Below are 17439 nucleotides of genomic sequence, written 5' to 3' on the forward strand. Positions count from 1 at the left end.
GACGCCGTTCGCCGGCAGCGGTGCAACACCGCTGCCGGCGAACGGCGTTGACCCGGGGGACGGTTCGTCAGGCGTCCACCGGCAGGGAGGGCTCGGTGCCCGCCTGGGCCACGACGGAGGCCGCCACCCGGGAGGCGAAGACCAGCATCTCCTCGACCGACGAGGGGGTGAACTCCCGTACGCCGCCCGGGTGGACGCCGAGGGAGACCATCCAGGTGATCATGGCCGCCATGAAGGCGTCACCCGCGCCGATGGTGTTGACCACCTCGACCGGCACGGCGGGCACGGACACCGGTTCGGCGGTGCCGGAGTAGGCGGTGCTGCCCCGCGATCCCCGGGTCAGGACCACCAGCCGGCCGCCGGCGGCGAGCTCCCGGGCCGTCTCGTCGGGGGTCGCGTCCGGCCACAGGACCGCCAGGTCCTCGTCGCTGGCCTTGACCACCTGGGCCGGCTCGCACAGTTCGCGCAGCAGCCGGGCCCCGTTGGCCGCGTCGAGGGTGCGGTCCTGCCGCACGTTCGGGTCCACGACCAGCAGCGGGCTGCCGGCCGCCGCCGCGCGCGCCGTCGCCGCCACGGCGGAGGCGGCGGGTTCGACGACGGCGGCGAGGCCGCCCACGTACACGGCGGCGAAGCGCTCCACGTCGGTGCGGACGGGCAGCTGGAACGTCGCCGTGGACTGGAGGTGGAAGTGGTAACCGGTGCCCTCGGGTCCGGGATCCGCGACGGCCAGGGCCGTGGGGAGGTCCGGCCGGGCGCACAGACCGAGCTCGACTCCCGCCGAGACCAGCCGGTGCTCGATCGACCGGGCGAACCCGTCGTTCCCGAGGGCGCCGGCGAACCAGCTCGGCGTGGCGAGCCGGGCCAGTCCGGTGGCCACGTTCGCGGGGGCGCCGCCGGGCTGGGCCCGGTGCGCCTCCGCGTCGCCGGCCACGGGCACCAGGTCGATCAGCGCCTCGCCCAGCACCAGGACGGCGCCCGGACCCGGTACCGGGTCCGGTGCCGTGCCGGGGGCCTCGGTCACGGCTCCACCACGATCTTGCGGCCCTGGCCCGCCTTGAACTGCTCGATGGCGTCCGGGTACCGCTCCAGCGGCAGCCGGTCGCTGATGAACACCGCGGGGTCCAGGACCCCGGCGGCGAACAGCGCGGCGGCCCGCTCGTAGCTGTGCAGCACCGCCATCGAGCCGGTGATGGTGATCTCCTGGTTGTAGATCTTGTACGGCTCGATCACCGCCGTCGTGGCGTAGTCGGAGACCCCGAACTGAAGGAACGTGCCACCCTTGGCGACCCGCCCGAGACCGTCCTGAATGGCCCCCGCGTTGCCGGTCGCGTCGATGACGACGTCCCAGCCGCCGGGCCGCTCGAACTCCTCGGCCGAGGCCGCCGCCCGGGAGCAGCCGAGCTTGGACGCGGTGGCCAGCCGCTCGGGGTTGATGTCCAGCATGTCGACGGCGGCGGCGCCGGTGCGCTTGGCCAGCTCCAGCATCATCAGGCCCATCGTGCCCGAGCCGTAGATCAGCACCTCGGCACCGAGCGTGCTGCTCAGCACGTCGTAGCCGCGTACGGCGCAGGACAGCGGCTCGATGAGCGCGGCGTCCCGTACGTCCACGTGCTCGGGCAGTTTGACGCAGTTGGCGACGGGCGCCACCGCGAACTCGGCGGCGCCTCCGGGGACGCTGACACCGATGGCGTTCCACCGGTCGCAGAGGTTGCCGCGGCCGGCCCGGCAGTAGCGGCACTCGTGGCAGTACAGGGACGGGTCGACGGCGACCTTGTCGCCGACGGCCAGCTCCGTGACGTCCGCGCCGATGCCCACGATCTCGCCGGCGAACTCGTGGCCGGGCACGATCGGCAGGGTCGGGGCGAACTCGCCCTGGAGGATGTGCAGATCGGTGCCGCAGATGCCGCAGGACGCGACGGACACGACGACGTCGCGCGGGCCCGGGGTCGGGTCGGGGACCGTGGTGACGGACACCTTGCCGGGGGCCTCGACGATCGCTGCCCTCATTTGACGGCTCCAAGGGAAAGGCCCTGGACGAGCTTGTCCTGGGCGGCGAAGCCGGCGGCGAGCACCGGCAGGGACACGACGACGGAGGCGGCGCACAGCTGGGCGAGGAACAGCCCCTGGCTGGTGACGAATCCGGTCAGGAAGACGGGCGCCGTCTGCGCCGTCACGCCGGTGAGCACCCGGGCGAAGAGCAGCTCGTTCCAGCTGAAGATGAAGCAGATCAGCGCGGTGGCCGCGATACCGGGGGCGGCGACGGGCGCCACCACCCGCATCAGGACGGTGGGCAGCCGGGCGCCGTCCACCTGGGCGGCCTCGATGATGGAGACCGGGACGTCCGCGAGGAACGACTGCATCATCCAGACCGCGATCGGCAGGTTCATCGACGTGTAGAGGATGACGAGCAGCCAGATGTTGTCCAGCATCCCCACGTTCTTGGCGAAGAGGTACACCGGCAGCAGTCCGGCGACGACCGGCAGCATCTTCGTGGAGAGGAAGAAGAACATCACGTCCGTCCATTTCCGGACGGGCTTGATGGACAGCGCGTACGCCGCCGGCAGCGCCAGCACGAGGACGAACAGGGTGGAGAACAGGGACGCCGTCACCGAGTTGATGAGCGGCGGCCAGGGGCTCGCCCCGCCGTCGGCGCCGAAGAAGCCGCTGTAGTTGTCGAAGGTGAGCGGCGCGGTGAGGGACGGCGGGTTGGTCGCCGCGTCCGACTCCGAGTGCAGGGACGTGAGGAACATCCACAGCGCGGGGAAGCAGAAGACGACCCCGACCACCCAGGCCAGCAGGCCCAGCGCGGTGGACCGGCGCCGCTCGCGCCGGGCCGCGTCGCCGTAGCTGTCCCGGTTCCCGTCGGTCGTGGACCCCTTGCCGGGGGCGCCGGCGGTCTTCGGTGCGGAGAGTGTGCTCATGCGCGGCTCGCCTCCTCACTGAAGAGGGACGAGACGACGCGCAGGGCGAAGGTCGCGATCACGATGGTGCCGATCACGACGACCACGCCTGCCGCGGAGGCAAGTCCGTACTCGTGAGCCTGGTAGAAGGTCTGGTAGATGGTGTACGGGAGGTTGGCGGTGCCGAGTCCGCCCGCGGTGATGGTGAACACGGCGTCGAAGTTCTGCACGATGTAGATCGAGCCGAGCAGGACGCCGAGTTCGAGGTAGCGGCGCAGATGCGGCAGGGTCAGGAAGGCGAACATCTGCCAGGCGTTGGCGCCGTCGAGGCGGGCCGCCTCCATCATGTCCAGCGGCCGGCTCTGGAGCCCGGCCAGCAGGATCAGCATCATGAACGGCGTCCACTGCCAGACGAGCGCCGCCTCCACCGCGAGCAGCGGCATGTCGGAGATCCAGTCGGGCTGGGTCGGGGTCTCCACCCCGAACAGTCCGGTGAACCAGGCCCAGCCACCGTTCAGCAGGCCGTACTCGGGGTTGTAGAGCACGTGCTTCCACAGCAGCGCGGCCGAGACGGGCACCAGCAGGAACGGGGTGATGAGCAGCGTACGGACCAGACCCCGGCCCTTGAACCGCTGATTGAGCAGCAGCGCGAGCAGCAGTCCGAGGACGACGCTGACGATCACCACACTCGCGGTGAGGAGCATCGTCGTGAACACCGAGTCACGCAGGTCGGCGTCGGTGAACACCTCGCCGTAGTTGGCGAGTCCGGAGAAGCTCCGGGCGTCCGGGTTGAGCGAGTTCCAGTCGAAGAGCGAGATGAACAGCGTTGCCACGAAGGGCAGTTGGGTGACGGCGATGAGGAAGATCAGAGCCGGCAGAAGGGGGGCCCGGGTGGCCCACTCACGGGCCCGGCCGGGCCCGCGCCCCGCCGGGGGGCGGGACGCGGCCGGCGCGGACGGTTCCGGCGGTGCCGCCGGGGCGTCGCTGACCGAAGTACTCACCGGTACTCCTCGGCGACCTTCTCGGCCAGCTTCTGGGAGGCTTCGAGCGCCTCGTCGACCGACTTGCGGCCGGCGATGGCCTCGCTGATCTCCTGGGAGACCTTGGTGCCGAGGTCGGTGAACTCGGGGATGCCGACGAACTGGATGCCGACGGTCGGGCGGGGCTGGGTGCCGGGGTCACGCGGGTTGGCGCTGGAGATGGCCTCGGAGGTGACGTCGGCGAACGCGCCGGCCTCCTTGCGGTAGTCGGCGTTCATGTACGTCGAGGCGCGCTTGCCCGCCGGGACGTTGGCCCAGCCGATCTCCTTGCCGACGAGCTCCTCGTACTCCTTGCTGGACGCCCAGGAGATGAACTTCCAGGCGTTGTCCGTGTTCTTGGACGCCTTCTGCATGCCCCAGGCCCAGGTGTAGAGCCAGCCGGAGCTGTCGGTCTTGTCGACGGGCGCCGGCACGTAGCCGATCTTGCCCTTGACCGGGGAGTCCTTGGCCTCCAGCGAGCCGGCGCCCGCCGTGGCGTCGTACCACATGGCCGTCTTGCCCTGCGTCATGTTGTTGAGGCACTCGGCGTAACCGGCCTGCGGGGCGCCCGCCTCGCCATGCTCGCGCACGAGGTCGACGTAGAACTTGGTGGCCTTCTTGAACTCCGGAGCGGTCAGCTGCGGCTCCCAGTCCTCGGTGAACCAGGTGCCGCCCATGGTGTTGACGACCGTGGTGAGCGGCGCGATGACCTCGCCCCAGCCCGGCAGACCGCGCAGACAGATGCCCTTCATGCCGCGCTCCGCCCCGTCCGTCTTGGCGGCGATGTCCGCGACCTGCTCCCAGGTCGGGTTGGGCGGCATCGTCAGCTTCTCTTTCGCGAGGATGTCCTTGCGGTACATGAGGAAGGACGACTCGCCGTAGAAGGGCTGGCCGTAGAGCTTGCCGTCCTCGGCCGTCAGCGAGTCCTTGAGCGGCTTGAGGATGTCGTCCTGGTCGAACTTCTTGTCCTTCTCGGCGTACTCGTCGAGCGTGTGGAGCCAGCCGTTCTTGGCGAAGAAGGGGACCTCGAAGTTGCTGATGGTCGCGACGTCGTACTGGCCGGCCTGGTTGGAGAAGTCCTGGCTGATCTTGTCGCGTACGTCGTTCTCCGGCAGCACCGAGAAGTTGACCTTGATGCCGGTGTCCTTGGTGAAGTTCGCGGCGGTCAGCTTCTGGAGTTCGACCATCTGCGGGTTGTTCACCATCAGCACGTTGAGGGTGTCGCCGCCCTCGGAGGCGGTGCCGCCCGCGCCGCTGCATCCTGCGAGGAGCGCCGTCAGGGCCGCTCCCGCGCCCACCCGCACGCCTATGCCACGTCGTCGCTGCTGCTGGAGGGACATGAGTTTCTCCTGATCATTCGGTTGCGGGTAACTGCTGGTCACTGAGAGAGCCGGAGGGAGGAGCTCCGGCCCTTTCCGAGTTTTTGGGGGTACTTGGGGGGGTGTTGAGGGGTACTGGGGGCTGCCGGTGAGGTGTCCCGTGGGCTGCCGGGCGCGTCCCGGGGTGTACGGGTCCCGCCCCCGGCCGCCGCGGCGCGGGGGATGCCGGCCGACGGGCCCGTCAGACGCGGATGACCTGGGGGCCGAGCAGCGAGTAACGCTGCGCCTCCGCCGACGGGAGTCCGACGTCGGTGACGATCGTCTCGAAGTCACCGACATCGGCGAACCGGCAGAAACTCACGGCGCCGAACTTGGTGTGGATCCCGGCGAACACCTTGCGGCGCGCGCTGCGCATGGCCTGGGCCTTCACCTCACTGACGGCCGGGTCGGGGGTGGTGAGCCCGTACTCGCGCGAGATGCCGTTCGCGCCGACGTACGCCAGGTCGATGACGAAGTCGGCGAGCATCCGGGTCGCCCAGTGGTCGACGGTGGCGAGGGTGCCGCCGCGCACCCGCCCGCCGAGCAGCAGGACGGCGATCTTGTCCGCGTCGGCCAGTCCGTTGGCGACCGCCAGGGAGGCGGTGACGACGGTCAGCGGGCGGTCCCTGGGCAGGGCCTCGGCGACGAGCTGCGGGGTGAAGCCCTCGTCGACGAAGACCGTCTCGGCGTCCCCGATGAGATCGGCGGCGGCGGCGGCGATCCGGGACTTCTGCGGGACCAGGCGCGTGGTGCGCACCGCGAGGGTCGTCTCGTAACCGGCGCTCTCGACGGGATAGGCGCCTCCGTGGGTGCGCCGTACCAGGCCGTGTTCTTCCAGGGCGTGCAGATCGCGCCGGACCGTCTCCTTGGCGACGCTCAACTTCGTGGCGAGCGCGGTCACTTCGACCGACCCGTCTCTTCGGGCGATCTCCAGGATTTCTCGTCGGCGCTCGTCGGTGTCCACGACCACACACTTCCCTGCTCTGCTGCGGCTCAGCACCCGTTCGGGCTCATGGGTTGTTTTTACAAGTAAGGGACCCGGCTGGACCAGGCTCTTCACAGCTTTGAACGTGCCCGTTCATGCCCGTTTGGCCATCAGCGTACGTGCAGGTCGCACCGGGGTCACCCCTGTTCGGCGCCCGCTTCGGTGACCGATTGGCGACGATCACCGCCCGAACGGCGCCCGATCCGGTGCGCGGGCTTCCGCGGATCGGCCGTCTAAACGTGAGCTGCGTCCCGTCGGGCCCGCCGAAACGGTCAGCGAAACGGGCACGGAAATCCGCCCGGGATCATGTACGGAGCACGTATGTCCGCACGTACGGCGCGCGTGACGCGCGCCGGGTCCGCGTGTACGGCACACGGACACGACGAAGCCCGCGGCGGGCCACGGACGTCCGTGACCCGCCGCGGGACCACCGCGCCGCCGGCGGGGACAGCACGGCGCGGCAGGTGTGGTGGTCCGCCGCTGCCCGACCGGTCGTGACCGGTCGGGCAGCGGCGGCCGGATCAGCTGTAGATCCCGAACTCGAAGAGCGAGTAGCCGTACCCGGTGCCGCGTTCGGTCGCGTGCACCCGCACGTACCGGCCCGCGCCGCTCACCTCGATGTCGTCGATGCTTCCGTCGCCGCCGGTGACGGTGCGCACCGTGGTCCAGTTCTGTCCGTTGTCGGAGGTCTGGAGGGTGTAGCTCTTGGCGAACGCGGCCTCCCAGGCGAGCTGCACGTGCCGGAACTGGGTGCGCTGGCCGAGGTCCACCTGGATCCACTGCGGGTCGGACCAGTCGCTGGCCCACCGGCTGCCGAAGTCACCGTCGACGGCGTTGGACGCGGGGCAGGGGCAGCCGACGCTGCCGGGCTGGAAGGAGGACGCCGTGGCGGGCTTGCCGCGGGCCACGTTGGTGCCGCCGACGGGCGGCGGGACGACCTTGAAGGACTTGGTCTCGATCCCCACGTTGCCCTTGCCGTCGGACGCCTTGATGTACACCTTCCAGACGCCGAGCTTGCCCGGCGCGGTCAGGGTGAAGTCGCCGGGCCCGTCGGTGGTGACCGGCACGGGGGTCAACTGGCCGCTGTTGTCGATGTACTTGCTGTTGACCAGCACCTCGTAGCTCAGGGGGTCGCCGTTCGGGTCCGTCACGTCCGAGGTGATCTTGAACGGGCGCCCGGCCGGGACGGAGGTGGCACCGGCGACGGCCATGTTGGAGATCACCGGCGGCTTGTTGTCCCCGGCGGTGCTCCGGCCGTACGCCTCCTTCACCGCGTAGTACGAGAGGCGCTTCTGGCCCGCGGGAAGCAGGTTGAACCAGACGCCGCCGAAGTCGTACTCGGTGCCGTAGTGGAAGAGCGTGGCACCGAGCGCGACGCCCCGGTGGCCGGTGACGCAGTTCCACGCGTCCTTGTAGCCCTGGGCCTTGGCCACGTCGGTGGGCTCGGAGGCCACACCGTTGACGTCGTCGTCCACCTCCCACTCGCCGGCCGGGCCGCCCTCGGTGACGATGTAGGGCTTGGTGTAGCCCCCGGCGTTCCAGGTCGCCCTGATGTTGCACACGTCGGCGTAGGAGTTGACCGCGTACAGATCGAGGTCGGGCGCGTTGCGCTTGTAGTACGGCCAGGCCCCCGTCCAGGCGTCGGTCGAGGTCACCGGGTGGTTGGCGTCGACCGCGTGGATCCGCTTGGTGATGTCGTTGACGAAGGTGGTGTACGCGTTGCGCTGCTGCTCCAGCGCGTCGCCGCTGTAGCAGTTCTGGAGGCCGAGCACGGACTCGTTGCCCACGTTCCACATGAGGACGCCGGGGTGGTCCTTGTAGGTCTCCACCCACCGCGGGAACTCGGCCAGCATGTCGTTCTTGTACTGGGTGTCGGTGAGGTAGTTGACGCAGCCGCCGCTGCCGGGGCCGCCGCCGGGCTGGAGCCAGAAGCCGGCGATGACCTTGATGTTGTTCGCGGCGGCCGAGTCGAGCAGCGGCCGGGTGCTGCCGTCGGTGCCCCAGGTGCGGATGGTGTTGACGCCCATGGAGGCGACGTCGGGCATGTGGCGGCCGGCGTCGGCGACGGAGGGGCCCCAGGTCAGGCCCTTGATCTGGTAGGGCGCGCCGTCGACGGTGAGCTGCCAGGCGCCCTGGGAGCCGGTGACCTTGACGACGCTGCCCGCCGCCTGGGCGGGGGCGGCGGCCGGAACGGTCACGGCGAAGGCGGCGAGGAGCGCGGTGGCGGCGAGGGAGGCCAGCGATCGCAGCCGCCCGGCGCGGGGGCGGCGGGCGGGTGGACGGTCGGAGTGTGGGTGGCCCGGCGCGGATTCCGGGCGGAGTCGTGTGTCGCTCATGAAGTCACCTGTGGGGAGAGAGTGCGGGCGGGAGAGGTGGGGCGGGAGGGAAAGCACGGAAGGGCACGCCGGCGGAGGACGCTGGGAGAGCGCTCTCCCGCCGGGGCGGAGTCCACCCCGGCGGGAGAGCGGTCCCGGTCACGGCAGTTGGTAGTCCTGGTTCAGGGCCGCTCCGGCCCCGGGGTTGTTCTGGTCGTAACCGCGCGCGTCGCACTGGAGACCGCCGACGACACAGTGGTTGACCATGGCCCGAAGCGTGGCGTCGTCCCAGGCGTTGAAGAAGTCGTAGTGGAAGGAGTGTCCCGTCCCACTGGCCAGCCGCACCCTGGACATGTCGCCGTTCACCGGCCAGGCCATCTTGAACTCGATCATCGGCAGCGCCACCGGGTGCGACGTCGGACAGACGTCCTGGTTGGCGCCCTGCACCAGCGGATAGGCCATGTGGCTCTTGTGGTCCGGGGTGTCCAGATACCTTCCGTCCCAGCAACTGGGCGCCTGGAAACGGAGGTTGAGCTGGACATCACGGGTGCTGGGGCAACTGGCCGGGATCTCCGTGTTGTTGAACGAGTTGCCGCACTCCCAGCCCTCCACCCAGCCCGGGTGGTCGCGGAACTGCTGGGCCGTCTGCGTCGGGCTGCCGACGACGAAGCGCAGTCCCTTCGGGAACGGGCGCACGGTGCGGTAGTCGGTGACGCCCGCCTTGTAGTAGATGACCTGCGGTCCGACGGGCCGTACCGGCTGGTCGGCGTTGAGCAGGGTCGGCATCCAGTACGCGGACCGGTCGCCCGGCGCCTTGCACGCGGTGGTGCCGGCGTTGAGCGAGGCCGTGGTGCTGCTCGCGTTGGTGGTCCGGTTGCCCATGAAGGTGTGGTCGTGCGAGGCACCCGCCTGGCCGGGGTAGACGATCGGGTCGTCCGGCCGGGTGTGGGTGACCTCGCAGTTCGCCTGGAACTCGTGGAAGTAGCGGTGCGGCGGCAGTTCGGCCGACGGCACGACGCCGGTGACCGGCGGGTTCGCCGGTATGTAGCCGTCGCCGTCGGGGTCGTCCCCGAAGGCGACGGGGACGGCCGGGGGCATCTTGTGCCCGGCGTGGGACGCGGCGGTGGCGCCGCGGTCGTTCTTCGGGTCGGCGGTGGCGGTGTCCGTGATCGCGGTCAGTCCCATGGCCACCAGGGCCATGGCGGTGAAGACGAGCAACGCGGACACCAGTGATGTTCTGCGCAGTCTTTCGGCCATGCGGACCTCCATGCCGCTCTTCGTCCGCATACGGGGCGTATGCGGTGGGGGGAGAGAGTGGTACTGGACGGTGCACCGCGGAGGGCGGCCCCGGATCCGGGGTGTCAGGAAGCCCGGAATCACTGTGGGAGAGCGCTCTCCAAAGCACGGCCAGTGTTACGCCGCCGCTGAGAGAGTGTCAATAGTTGGTGAACGATGGTCCGTACGGACCCCGCTTCCGACCAAGAGATGAACACACCCGACGTGTACGGCCCGGAATGCGGAAGAATGCGGGCGGCTTGAAGATCGATGAACGGCCTCGCCGGGCGTGACGTATTCCTGTCGCCGGACGAGGCACATCCGACGGAGACCCAGGAGCACACGCATGAGTGGTACTGCCCAGATCGGCGTCACCGGGCTCGCGGTGATGGGCCGCAATCTCGCCCGTAACTTCGCCCGCAACGGTTTCACCGTCGCCCTGCACAACCGCACCGCGGCGAAGACCCACGCCCTGGTCGAGGAGTTCGGCGAGGAGGGCGTGTTCGTCCCCGCGGAGTCGGCCGAGGAGTTCGTCGCCGCCCTGGAGCGCCCCCGCCGTCTCGTCATCATGGTGAAGGCGGGCGACCCGACCGACGCCGTCATCCAGGAGTTCGCGCCGCTGCTCGAAGAGGGCGACGTCATCATCGACGGCGGCAACGCGCACTTCGCCGACACCCGGCGGCGCGAGAAGGAGCTGCGCGAGCGCGGCATCCACTTCGTCGGCGTGGGCATCTCCGGCGGCGAGGAGGGCGCGCTGCACGGACCGAGCATCATGCCCGGCGGCTCGAAGGAGAGTTACGCGTCGCTCGGCCCGCTGCTGGAGCGCGTCGCCGCGAAGGCCCCGGACGGGACCCCGACGGTCGCCCACATCGGCCCCGACGGCGCCGGGCACTTCGTGAAGATGGTGCACAACGGCATCGAGTACGCCGACATGCAGCTCATCGCCGAGGCGTACCACCTGCTGCGCGCGGTCGCCGGCTACTCCCCCGAGAAGATCGCCGAGACGTTCCGGACGTGGAACACCGGGCGCCTCGACTCGTACCTCATCGAGATCACCGCCGAGGTGCTGGCCCACCGGGACGCGGAGACGGGGAAGCCCTTCGTCGACGTCGTCGTGGACCAGGCGGAGCAGAAGGGCACCGGACGGTGGACGGTGCAGATCGCCCTGGATCTCGGTGTGCCGGTCTCCGGCATCGCCGAGGCGGTCTTCGCCCGCTCGCTCTCCGGGCACGCCGCGCTGCGGGACGTCTCGCAGACGCTGCCGGGCCCGAGCGCGACCGCGCTGAGCGAGGAGGAGGCGGCGCGCTTCGCGGACCGGGTGGAGCAGGCGCTCTACGCGTCCAAGATCGTGTCGTACACCCAGGGCTTCCACCAGATCCAGGCGGGCGGCGAGGAGTACGGCTGGGACATCGACCTCGGGTCGGTCGCGGCGATCTGGCGGGCGGGCTGCATCATCCGGGCGGCGTTCCTGGACCGGATCCGGGCCGCGTACGACGCGCAGCGCGATCTGCCGAGCCTGCTGGCCGACAAGCAGTTCGCGGCGGAGATCGGCGCGGCCCAGGACGACTGGCGCGAGGTGATCGCGACGGCCGTACGGCAGGGTGTGCCGACGCCGGGCTTCGCGGCGGCGCTCTCGTACTACGACGCGCTGCGCGCGGAGCGGCTGCCGGCCTCGCTCACGCAGGGGCAGCGGGACTTCTTCGGGGCGCACACCTACCGGCGGACCGACCGTGAGGGGTCGTTCCACACGCTGTGGGGCGGGGACCGCTCCGAGGTCTCGGGCTGACCGGACCGGTCACGGCGGTGTCCGGTCCGCGCGGACCGGACACCGGCGCACGACCGGACGCCGACGGGTCAACCACCCGTCGGCGTCCGGTCGTTCGTGCGTGTCGAGCGTGTTGTGCGTGTCTGCCGGGCGTGTCGCGCGTGGGCACGTGGCTGTCGTACGCGCCCGAGGCGCGCGCCCGTCCGGGGACCGTGTCAGCCGAGCGGGCCCGGCTGCGGCTCGGGGTCCGGGACCGGATCGGGTCCCGGCGGGCTCGGGATCGGGCTCGGTGACGGCGCGGGCGGCGGCGCCGGAACGGGCGCCGGGCCGGGCAGCGGCCCGGGGGCGGGGCCCGGCTCGGGTCCGGGCGGCCCCGGCGTCGGGGTGGGCGAGGGCGGTACGGGGTCGGGATACGGCTGCGTCATGCCAGTCCTCCAAAAGTACGGACTCGTGCCTTCCCAATGTCTCCCGGTGCGCGTGCCCACGCGCGCCGGATCCACTCATGATCGGCCCGGCTCACCCGGGCGGATCCGGAAACGGCGCTCACCAGTGTTCCGCGTCCGCCCTGAGCTGGGCCTCCGCGGCGCGGATCGTCTCCTCGCCGGCCGCGGGGGCCACCGCGGCCTCGTCCGGATGGCGCCGTGCCCACCGGGCGGCGTACGGGCACAGCGGGACCACGGGGACGCCCTCGCGGGCGGCCGTCCGGTAGAACGCCTCCACCAGCGTGCCCGCGATGCCCTTGCCCTCGTGACCCGGCTCGACGACGGTGTGCACCGCCACGAGCGCGGCGGGCGCTCCCGCCATCACGAAGTAGCGGACGACGCCGACGCGCGCGTCGTCCTCGTACGCCTCGAACCGGCCGCGCGCCCGGTCGTCGCGGATGTCGATCTCTGCCATGACAGGTTCGTCTCCCTGGTCGTACGGCGGTCGGAGGGGTCGGGCGGGTGGTACGGGCCCGGTCCCGGCCGGTGCGGGGGTCCCTCCCGGCTCTCCGAGTGTCTCCGGTGGTCCGGAAAGCACGCGCCGGAACGCGCCGGGAATCTCCCGACGGCGCGCGGGGCCCGCCGGAATGGTCCGGCGGGCCCCGCACGGGAGGCGGACGGAGCCGCCCGGCCGCGCCCGTAAGCAGGGGCCGGGCGCCGTCCGGCGGAACCTCAGGTGATCGTCAGGGTCTGCTTCGCGCTGGCCGTCGAGCTGGTGCCCACGATGACGTCGACCGTGCCCCGCTCCACCAGGAACCGGCCGTCCGGATCGTTGGTCCAGAAGCCGAGGTCCTCCGCGCCGAGGCCGAAGCGCACGGTGGTGGACTCCCCGGCCGCGAGGCTCACCCGGCGGAAGCCGCGCAGCCGCCGGACCGGCTGGACGACGCTCGCGACCGGGTCGTGGACGTACAGCTGGACGACCTCGTCGCCGGCGCGCTCCCCGGTGTTGCGTACGGTGACGGCGACCTCCACCGTCTCCCCCTCGCGCAGCGCCGGGGCGGTGATCGTGTCCCGGTCGAGGGAGGGCCCGCCCACGGTGAACGTGGTGTAGCTCAGTCCGTGCCCGAAGGGGTAGCGCGGGCCGTCCGCCACGTCCAGGTACCGGGAGACGTAGCGCTGGTCCGGGTCCGCCGGGTCGTACGGACGGCCGGTCCGCTCGTGGTTGTAGTGCACCGGGAGCTGGCCGACCGTACGGGGGAAGGAGGCGGGGAGCCGGCCGCCGGGGTCGACGTCGCCGAACAGCACGTCCGCGACGGCGTTCCCGGCCTCCAGGCCGGGGTGCCACGCCTCCAGCACGGCGGGGGCCGCGTCGGCCCAGTCGCCGAGGGCGAGCGGGCGCCCGTTGACGAGGACGACGACGTACGGCCTGCCGGTCGCCGCGATCGCGGCGACCAACTCGTCCTGGCGGCCCGGCAGTCCGATGTCGGCGCGCGAGTTGGCCTCGCCGCTGATGTCGGGGCTCTCCCCCACCACGACGACGGTGACGTCGGCGGCGCGGGCCGCCGCGACGGCGTCCGGGAGCGTGCCGGTGTCCCGGCCCTCCGCGTCGACGCCGAGGGCGTACGTCACCTCGGCGTCGGGCACGGCGGCCCGTACGGCGTCGAGCACCGTGACGGAGCGGAACGTCGCCGCGCCGGGGCCCGCCCAGGTCCCCTGGAGGTCGTCGGAGTCGGCGAACGGCCCGACGACGGCCACCGAACGGACACTTCGGGCCAGCGGCAGCGCGCCGCCCTCGTTCCTCAGCAGCACCATGGAGCGCGCGGCGGCCGTCCGGGCGGCGGCGCGGGCCTCGGGGGTGGGACCGGTGATCTCGGCCTTCTCGGGGACATACGGGTCGTCGAAGAGGCCGAGGCGGAACTTGACGCGCAGGACCCGGGCGACCGCGTCGTCCAGCCGGGCGGGATCGATCGCGCCCTCTTCCAGCAACGTCCGTCCGTGGTCGGCGAGATGGGTGCTGACCATCTCCATGTCGACCCCGGCGTTGAACGCGAGACGGGCCGCGTCCTGGCCGTCGGCGGCGAAGCCGTGCGGCACGAGTTCCTGGACGCCGGTCCAGTCGCTGACGACGAAGCCGTCGAATCCCCAGTCCTGCTTGAGGATGCGGGTGAGGGTGTGCGCGTTGCCGTGCGCGGGGACGCCGCTGATGGTGTTGAACGCGGCCATGACGGTGGCCACCCGGGCGTCCACCGCCGCCTTGAACGGCGGCAGGTAGTGGTTGCGCAGCCGCGCCTCGGAGACGTCGACGGTGTTGTAGTCCCGGCCGCCCTCGGCGCCCCCGTACGCGACGTAGTGCTTGGCGCAGGCGGCGATCCGGTCCGGGGCCCGCAGGTCGGAGCCCTGGTAGCCGCGTACCTTCGCCACCGCCAGCACGGCGTTCAGATAGGGGTCCTCGCCGCCGGACTCGGCGATCCGGCCCCAGCGCGGCTCGCTGGTCACGTCCATCATCGGCGCGAACGTCCAGTGCACCCCGTTGGACCGGGCCTCGGCGGCCGAGACCGACGCGTCCAGTTCGGACACCGCCGGGTCGAAGCTGGCCGCCTGCGCGAGCGGGATCGGGAAGGTGGTCCAGAAGCCGTGGATGATGTCGAGGCCGAAGATCAGCGGAATGCCGAGCCGGGACTCCTCGACGGCGATCCGCTGGAGGGCGTTGCTCTCCTTGGCACCGTGGATGTTGAGCACGGAGCCCAGCAGACCGGCGCGGGCGGCCTCTTCGGCCTGGCGGGTCTGGGTGCCGCCGGGGCCGGTGGCGCCCGCCCAGGCGAGCTGCTGGAGCTGGCCGAGCTTCTCGTCGTCGGTCATCCGGGCGAGGAGGTCGGCGACGGGCCGGTCGTACGGATCGTTCCTGGCCGGGCTGTCGGGGGAGCTGGCCGGGGTGGCGGCTTGCACGACGGAGGTCCTTTCGGTGGGGGGCGCCTGGTGGCGGACTCGCGGGCCGTCGCGTGGCGGGGTGCGCCCGCCGCGTCGGCGGTCGCCTTCGATCGTAGTGAGCGGCGCACGCGGGGCCAGGGCGAACAAATCGCCATCATGGGTAAGTTGATCGATATTCCGGGCGCGGAAGACGTGCTTCCGGCCACGGTCGGGACCCGATACCACTGCGGTTGGCCGCTCCCCCTCGCGGTCCGGGCGGCGTGCGATACATTTTGCGACGCCTTTGCCCCGATCATCCTCAGCTGCGGAGACGAGCTTCCCCATGAACGACATAGTCAACGGACTCGGCCGGGCGGGCGCCTACGGCGCACTCGGTGTGGTCCTGCTGATCCTCGGTATCGTCCTGGTCGACGTGCTGACCCCGGGGAAGCTCGGCAGGCAGATCTGGGAGGAGCGGAACCGCAACGCGGCGATCCTGCTCAGTTCGGCGCTCCTGGGAATCGGCGGCATCGTCTTCACGTCCATCTGGACGACGTACGACGACTTCGGCAAGGGCCTCGCGTCGACCGCCGCGTTCGGGCTGCTCGGCCTGGTGATGATGGCGGTGGCGTTCCTGGTGGTGGACCTGGTCACGCCGGGGAAGCTGGGCGCGACGCTGGTCGACGTGGAGCCGCATCCGGCGGTGTGGGTGACGGCGTCCTGCAACATCGCGGTGTCGGCGATCGTGTCGGCCTCGATCGCCTGAACCCGCCTCACCTCGTGCGCACGCACGCGGGTGACCGGGGCGTCCCCTCCGGGACTCCCCGGTCACGCCGGGACGGTCACCTCACGCGAGAACGGTGACGGACGACAGGACGATGCCGTCCGCCACGAGCCAGCGTCCGTCGAACGTGTGCAGGGTACGGCCCCCGGCCGGGGCCGGCCCGGCGAGGAGCCGCGCCGTGAACGTCCCTTCCAGGGGCGTCCCTTCCGCCCGGCCGAAATGGAGCCGGGCCTCCTCGAACTCCAGGAAGCGCCGGGTCAGCGGGAACCACGCCTTGTAGACGGACTCCTTGGCGCTGAACAGCAGCCGGTCCCAGGGCACTTCGGGCGCGGTCTCCAGCAGCTCCTTGACCATGATCTGCTCGTCGGGCAGGGCCACCGCCTCCAGGACGCCTTCGGGCAGCGGCAGGGCCGGTTCCGCGTCCACGCCGATCGACAGGACGTCGGCGGTACGGGCGACCACGGCCGCGCGGTAGCCCTCGCAGTGCGTGATGCTGCCGACCACCCCCTCCGGCCACAGCGGCGCGCCGCGCTCACCGGTGAGGATGGCTCCCGCCGGGGCACCCAGCCGGGTCAGGGCCTGTCGCGCGCAGTGCCGGGCGGTGGTGAACTCGCCCCGGCGCTTGGCCACGGCGGACTTCACGATCGGCTCCTCCTCGGGGAAGAGCCGCGCCTCGGGGAGGTCCTCGTACGCCTCGGAGGTCCGGGTCCCGGCGGGCACGATCCGTTCGATCATCGGCCGCTCTCCACTCCGTCACGGACCGGCAGGGGCAGGATCTGCACGGGGCGGCCCGGTTCCCGCGAGCGCGGCCCCCACTCGCGCGGGTAGCCCAGGGAGACCTCCTGGTGGGGCACTCCGTCGCACCACATGAGCCGGGGGATGTGCAGATGCCCGTACACGACGGAGGTGGCGCGGAATCTGCGCGGCCAGTCGGCCGAGCCCTCGGTGCCGCACCACAGCGCGAACTCGGGATACCACAGGATGTCGGTGGGTTCGCGCACCAGCGGCCAGTGGTTGATGAGGACGGTGGGCAGGTCGGGCGGGATCTCGGCCAGCCGCCTTTCGGTGGCCGCCAGCCGGGCGTGGCACCACGCCTCGCGGCTGGGGTACGGGTCGGGGTGGAGCAGGAACTCGTCGGTGCAGACGACCCCGGCGCTCTCGGCGACCGCGAGGGCGGACGCCTTGGAGTCGGTGCCGGGGGGCCGGAACGAGTAGTCGTAGAGGAGGAACAGGGGCGCGATGACGGCGGGGCCGCCCTCGCCCTCCCAGACCGGATAGGGATCTTCCGGTGTGACGACGCCGAGCCCCCGGCACATCTCCACCAGGTGCCGGTACTTGGCGTCGCCCCGGAGGGTGACCGGGTCGTCCGGGGCGGTCCACAGCTCGTGGTTGCCGGGCACCCAGATGACCTTGGCGAACCGCTCGCTCAGGATGCGCAGCGTCCACTCGATGTCGGCCACCACCTCGCCGATGTCACCGGCGACCAGGAGCCAGTCGTGCTCCGACTCGGGCCGCAGCGTGTCCGTGATCTTCCGGTTCTCCGGATAGCGGATGTGCAGATCGCTGATGGCGACGAGCCGTCCGGGCCTCGGGGTGGACGTGGTGTCGGGCGGGGGCGGCGCGGCGCCACGTATCTCATAGGTCACCGGCAATCGCTCCGAACTCGGCGGGCCCGCAAGTAGCGCATCCTTCAAGGATATGGACGCCCC

13 protein-coding genes and 1 pseudogene are annotated in these 17439 nt (G+C 71.3%); 2 read left to right on the top strand and 12 right to left on the bottom strand.

The window, feature by feature from the left end; all coding sequences use genetic code 11:
* Positions 1 to 67: 67 nt before the first annotated feature.
* The 8 genes from OG875_RS02450 to OG875_RS02485 form a co-directional block, all read right to left on the bottom strand.
* Positions 68 to 1021: a PfkB family carbohydrate kinase gene (locus OG875_RS02450; RefSeq protein ID WP_330172546.1), complete on the bottom strand. Its 954-nt coding sequence runs from the start codon at positions 1019 to 1021 to the stop codon at positions 68 to 70.
* On the bottom strand, positions 1018 to 2007 hold the full coding sequence (locus tag OG875_RS02455) for a zinc-dependent alcohol dehydrogenase family protein (protein ID WP_330172547.1): 990 nt from the start codon (positions 2005 to 2007) through the stop codon (positions 1018 to 1020). Before OG875_RS02455 ends, OG875_RS02450 begins: the two co-directional genes overlap by 4 nt.
* Positions 2004 to 2921 carry a carbohydrate ABC transporter permease gene (locus OG875_RS02460; protein WP_330172548.1) on the bottom strand — a complete coding sequence of 306 codons (918 nt, stop codon included), beginning with the start codon at positions 2919 to 2921 and terminating at the stop codon, positions 2004 to 2006. The genes OG875_RS02455 and OG875_RS02460 overlap by 4 nt, the downstream gene beginning before the upstream one ends.
* The gene (locus tag OG875_RS02465) at positions 2918 to 3901 is read right to left on the bottom strand and encodes a carbohydrate ABC transporter permease (protein ID WP_330172549.1); all 984 of its coding nucleotides are present in this window, start codon (positions 3899 to 3901) and stop codon (positions 2918 to 2920) included. Before OG875_RS02465 ends, OG875_RS02460 begins: the two co-directional genes overlap by 4 nt.
* The gene (locus tag OG875_RS02470; RefSeq protein ID WP_330172550.1) at positions 3898 to 5259 is read right to left on the bottom strand and encodes an ABC transporter substrate-binding protein; all 1362 of its coding nucleotides are present in this window, start codon (positions 5257 to 5259) and stop codon (positions 3898 to 3900) included. Before OG875_RS02470 ends, OG875_RS02465 begins: the two co-directional genes overlap by 4 nt.
* A gap of 220 nt (positions 5260 to 5479) precedes the next feature.
* Positions 5480 to 6241 (bottom strand): DeoR/GlpR family DNA-binding transcription regulator, encoded by a 762-nt coding sequence (locus OG875_RS02475; RefSeq protein ID WP_330172551.1) that lies wholly within the window; start codon positions 6239 to 6241, stop codon positions 5480 to 5482.
* A gap of 542 nt (positions 6242 to 6783) precedes the next feature.
* Positions 6784 to 8598: a discoidin domain-containing protein gene (locus OG875_RS02480; protein ID WP_330172552.1), complete on the bottom strand. Its 1815-nt coding sequence runs from the start codon at positions 8596 to 8598 to the stop codon at positions 6784 to 6786.
* 138 nt (positions 8599 to 8736) lie between these two features.
* Complete coding sequence (locus OG875_RS02485) at positions 8737 to 9834, bottom strand: DUF1996 domain-containing protein (protein WP_330172553.1); 1098 nt, start codon at positions 9832 to 9834, stop codon at positions 8737 to 8739.
* Positions 9835 to 10198: 364 nt separating this feature from the next.
* On the opposite strand from OG875_RS02485, the gene gndA reads away from it, so the two are divergent.
* A complete protein-coding gene (gndA, locus tag OG875_RS02490) occupies positions 10199 to 11638 on the top strand; it encodes an NADP-dependent phosphogluconate dehydrogenase (protein WP_330172554.1) in 1440 nt (479 codons plus the stop codon).
* Between the two features lie 522 nt (positions 11639 to 12160).
* Here the strand turns inward: gndA and OG875_RS02495 are convergent.
* Together OG875_RS02495 and OG875_RS02500 are read right to left on the bottom strand one after the other, a co-directional pair.
* Positions 12161 to 12550 (bottom strand): annotated as a pseudogene (locus OG875_RS02495) (GNAT family N-acetyltransferase); the annotation flags it as partial.
* A 221-nt stretch (positions 12551 to 12771) separates the two neighbouring features.
* Positions 12772 to 14898, bottom strand: a complete 2127-nt coding sequence (locus OG875_RS02500) for a glycoside hydrolase family 3 N-terminal domain-containing protein (RefSeq protein WP_330177574.1) — start codon at positions 14896 to 14898, stop codon at positions 12772 to 12774.
* 391 nt (positions 14899 to 15289) lie between these two features.
* Between OG875_RS02500 and OG875_RS02505 the strand changes: the two genes are divergently transcribed.
* A complete protein-coding gene (locus OG875_RS02505; RefSeq protein WP_330172556.1) occupies positions 15290 to 15712 on the top strand; it encodes a DUF350 domain-containing protein in 423 nt (140 codons plus the stop codon).
* An 81-nt stretch (positions 15713 to 15793) separates the two neighbouring features.
* Here the strand turns inward: OG875_RS02505 and OG875_RS02510 are convergent, their stop codons facing one another.
* Together OG875_RS02510 and OG875_RS02515 are read right to left on the bottom strand one after the other, a co-directional pair.
* Positions 15794 to 16465, bottom strand: coding sequence for a 4'-phosphopantetheinyl transferase family protein (locus OG875_RS02510; RefSeq protein ID WP_330172557.1), 672 nt, complete (start codon positions 16463 to 16465; stop codon positions 15794 to 15796).
* Complete coding sequence (locus OG875_RS02515; protein ID WP_443079049.1) at positions 16462 to 17376, bottom strand: metallophosphoesterase family protein; 915 nt, start codon at positions 17374 to 17376, stop codon at positions 16462 to 16464. Before OG875_RS02515 ends, OG875_RS02510 begins: the two co-directional genes overlap by 4 nt.
* Between the last annotated feature and the right edge of the window lie 63 nt (positions 17377 to 17439).

This window comes from Streptomyces sp. NBC_01498, from assembly GCF_036327775.1.
In the GTDB taxonomy this organism is placed as follows: Bacteria; Actinomycetota; Actinomycetes; order Streptomycetales; family Streptomycetaceae; genus Streptomyces.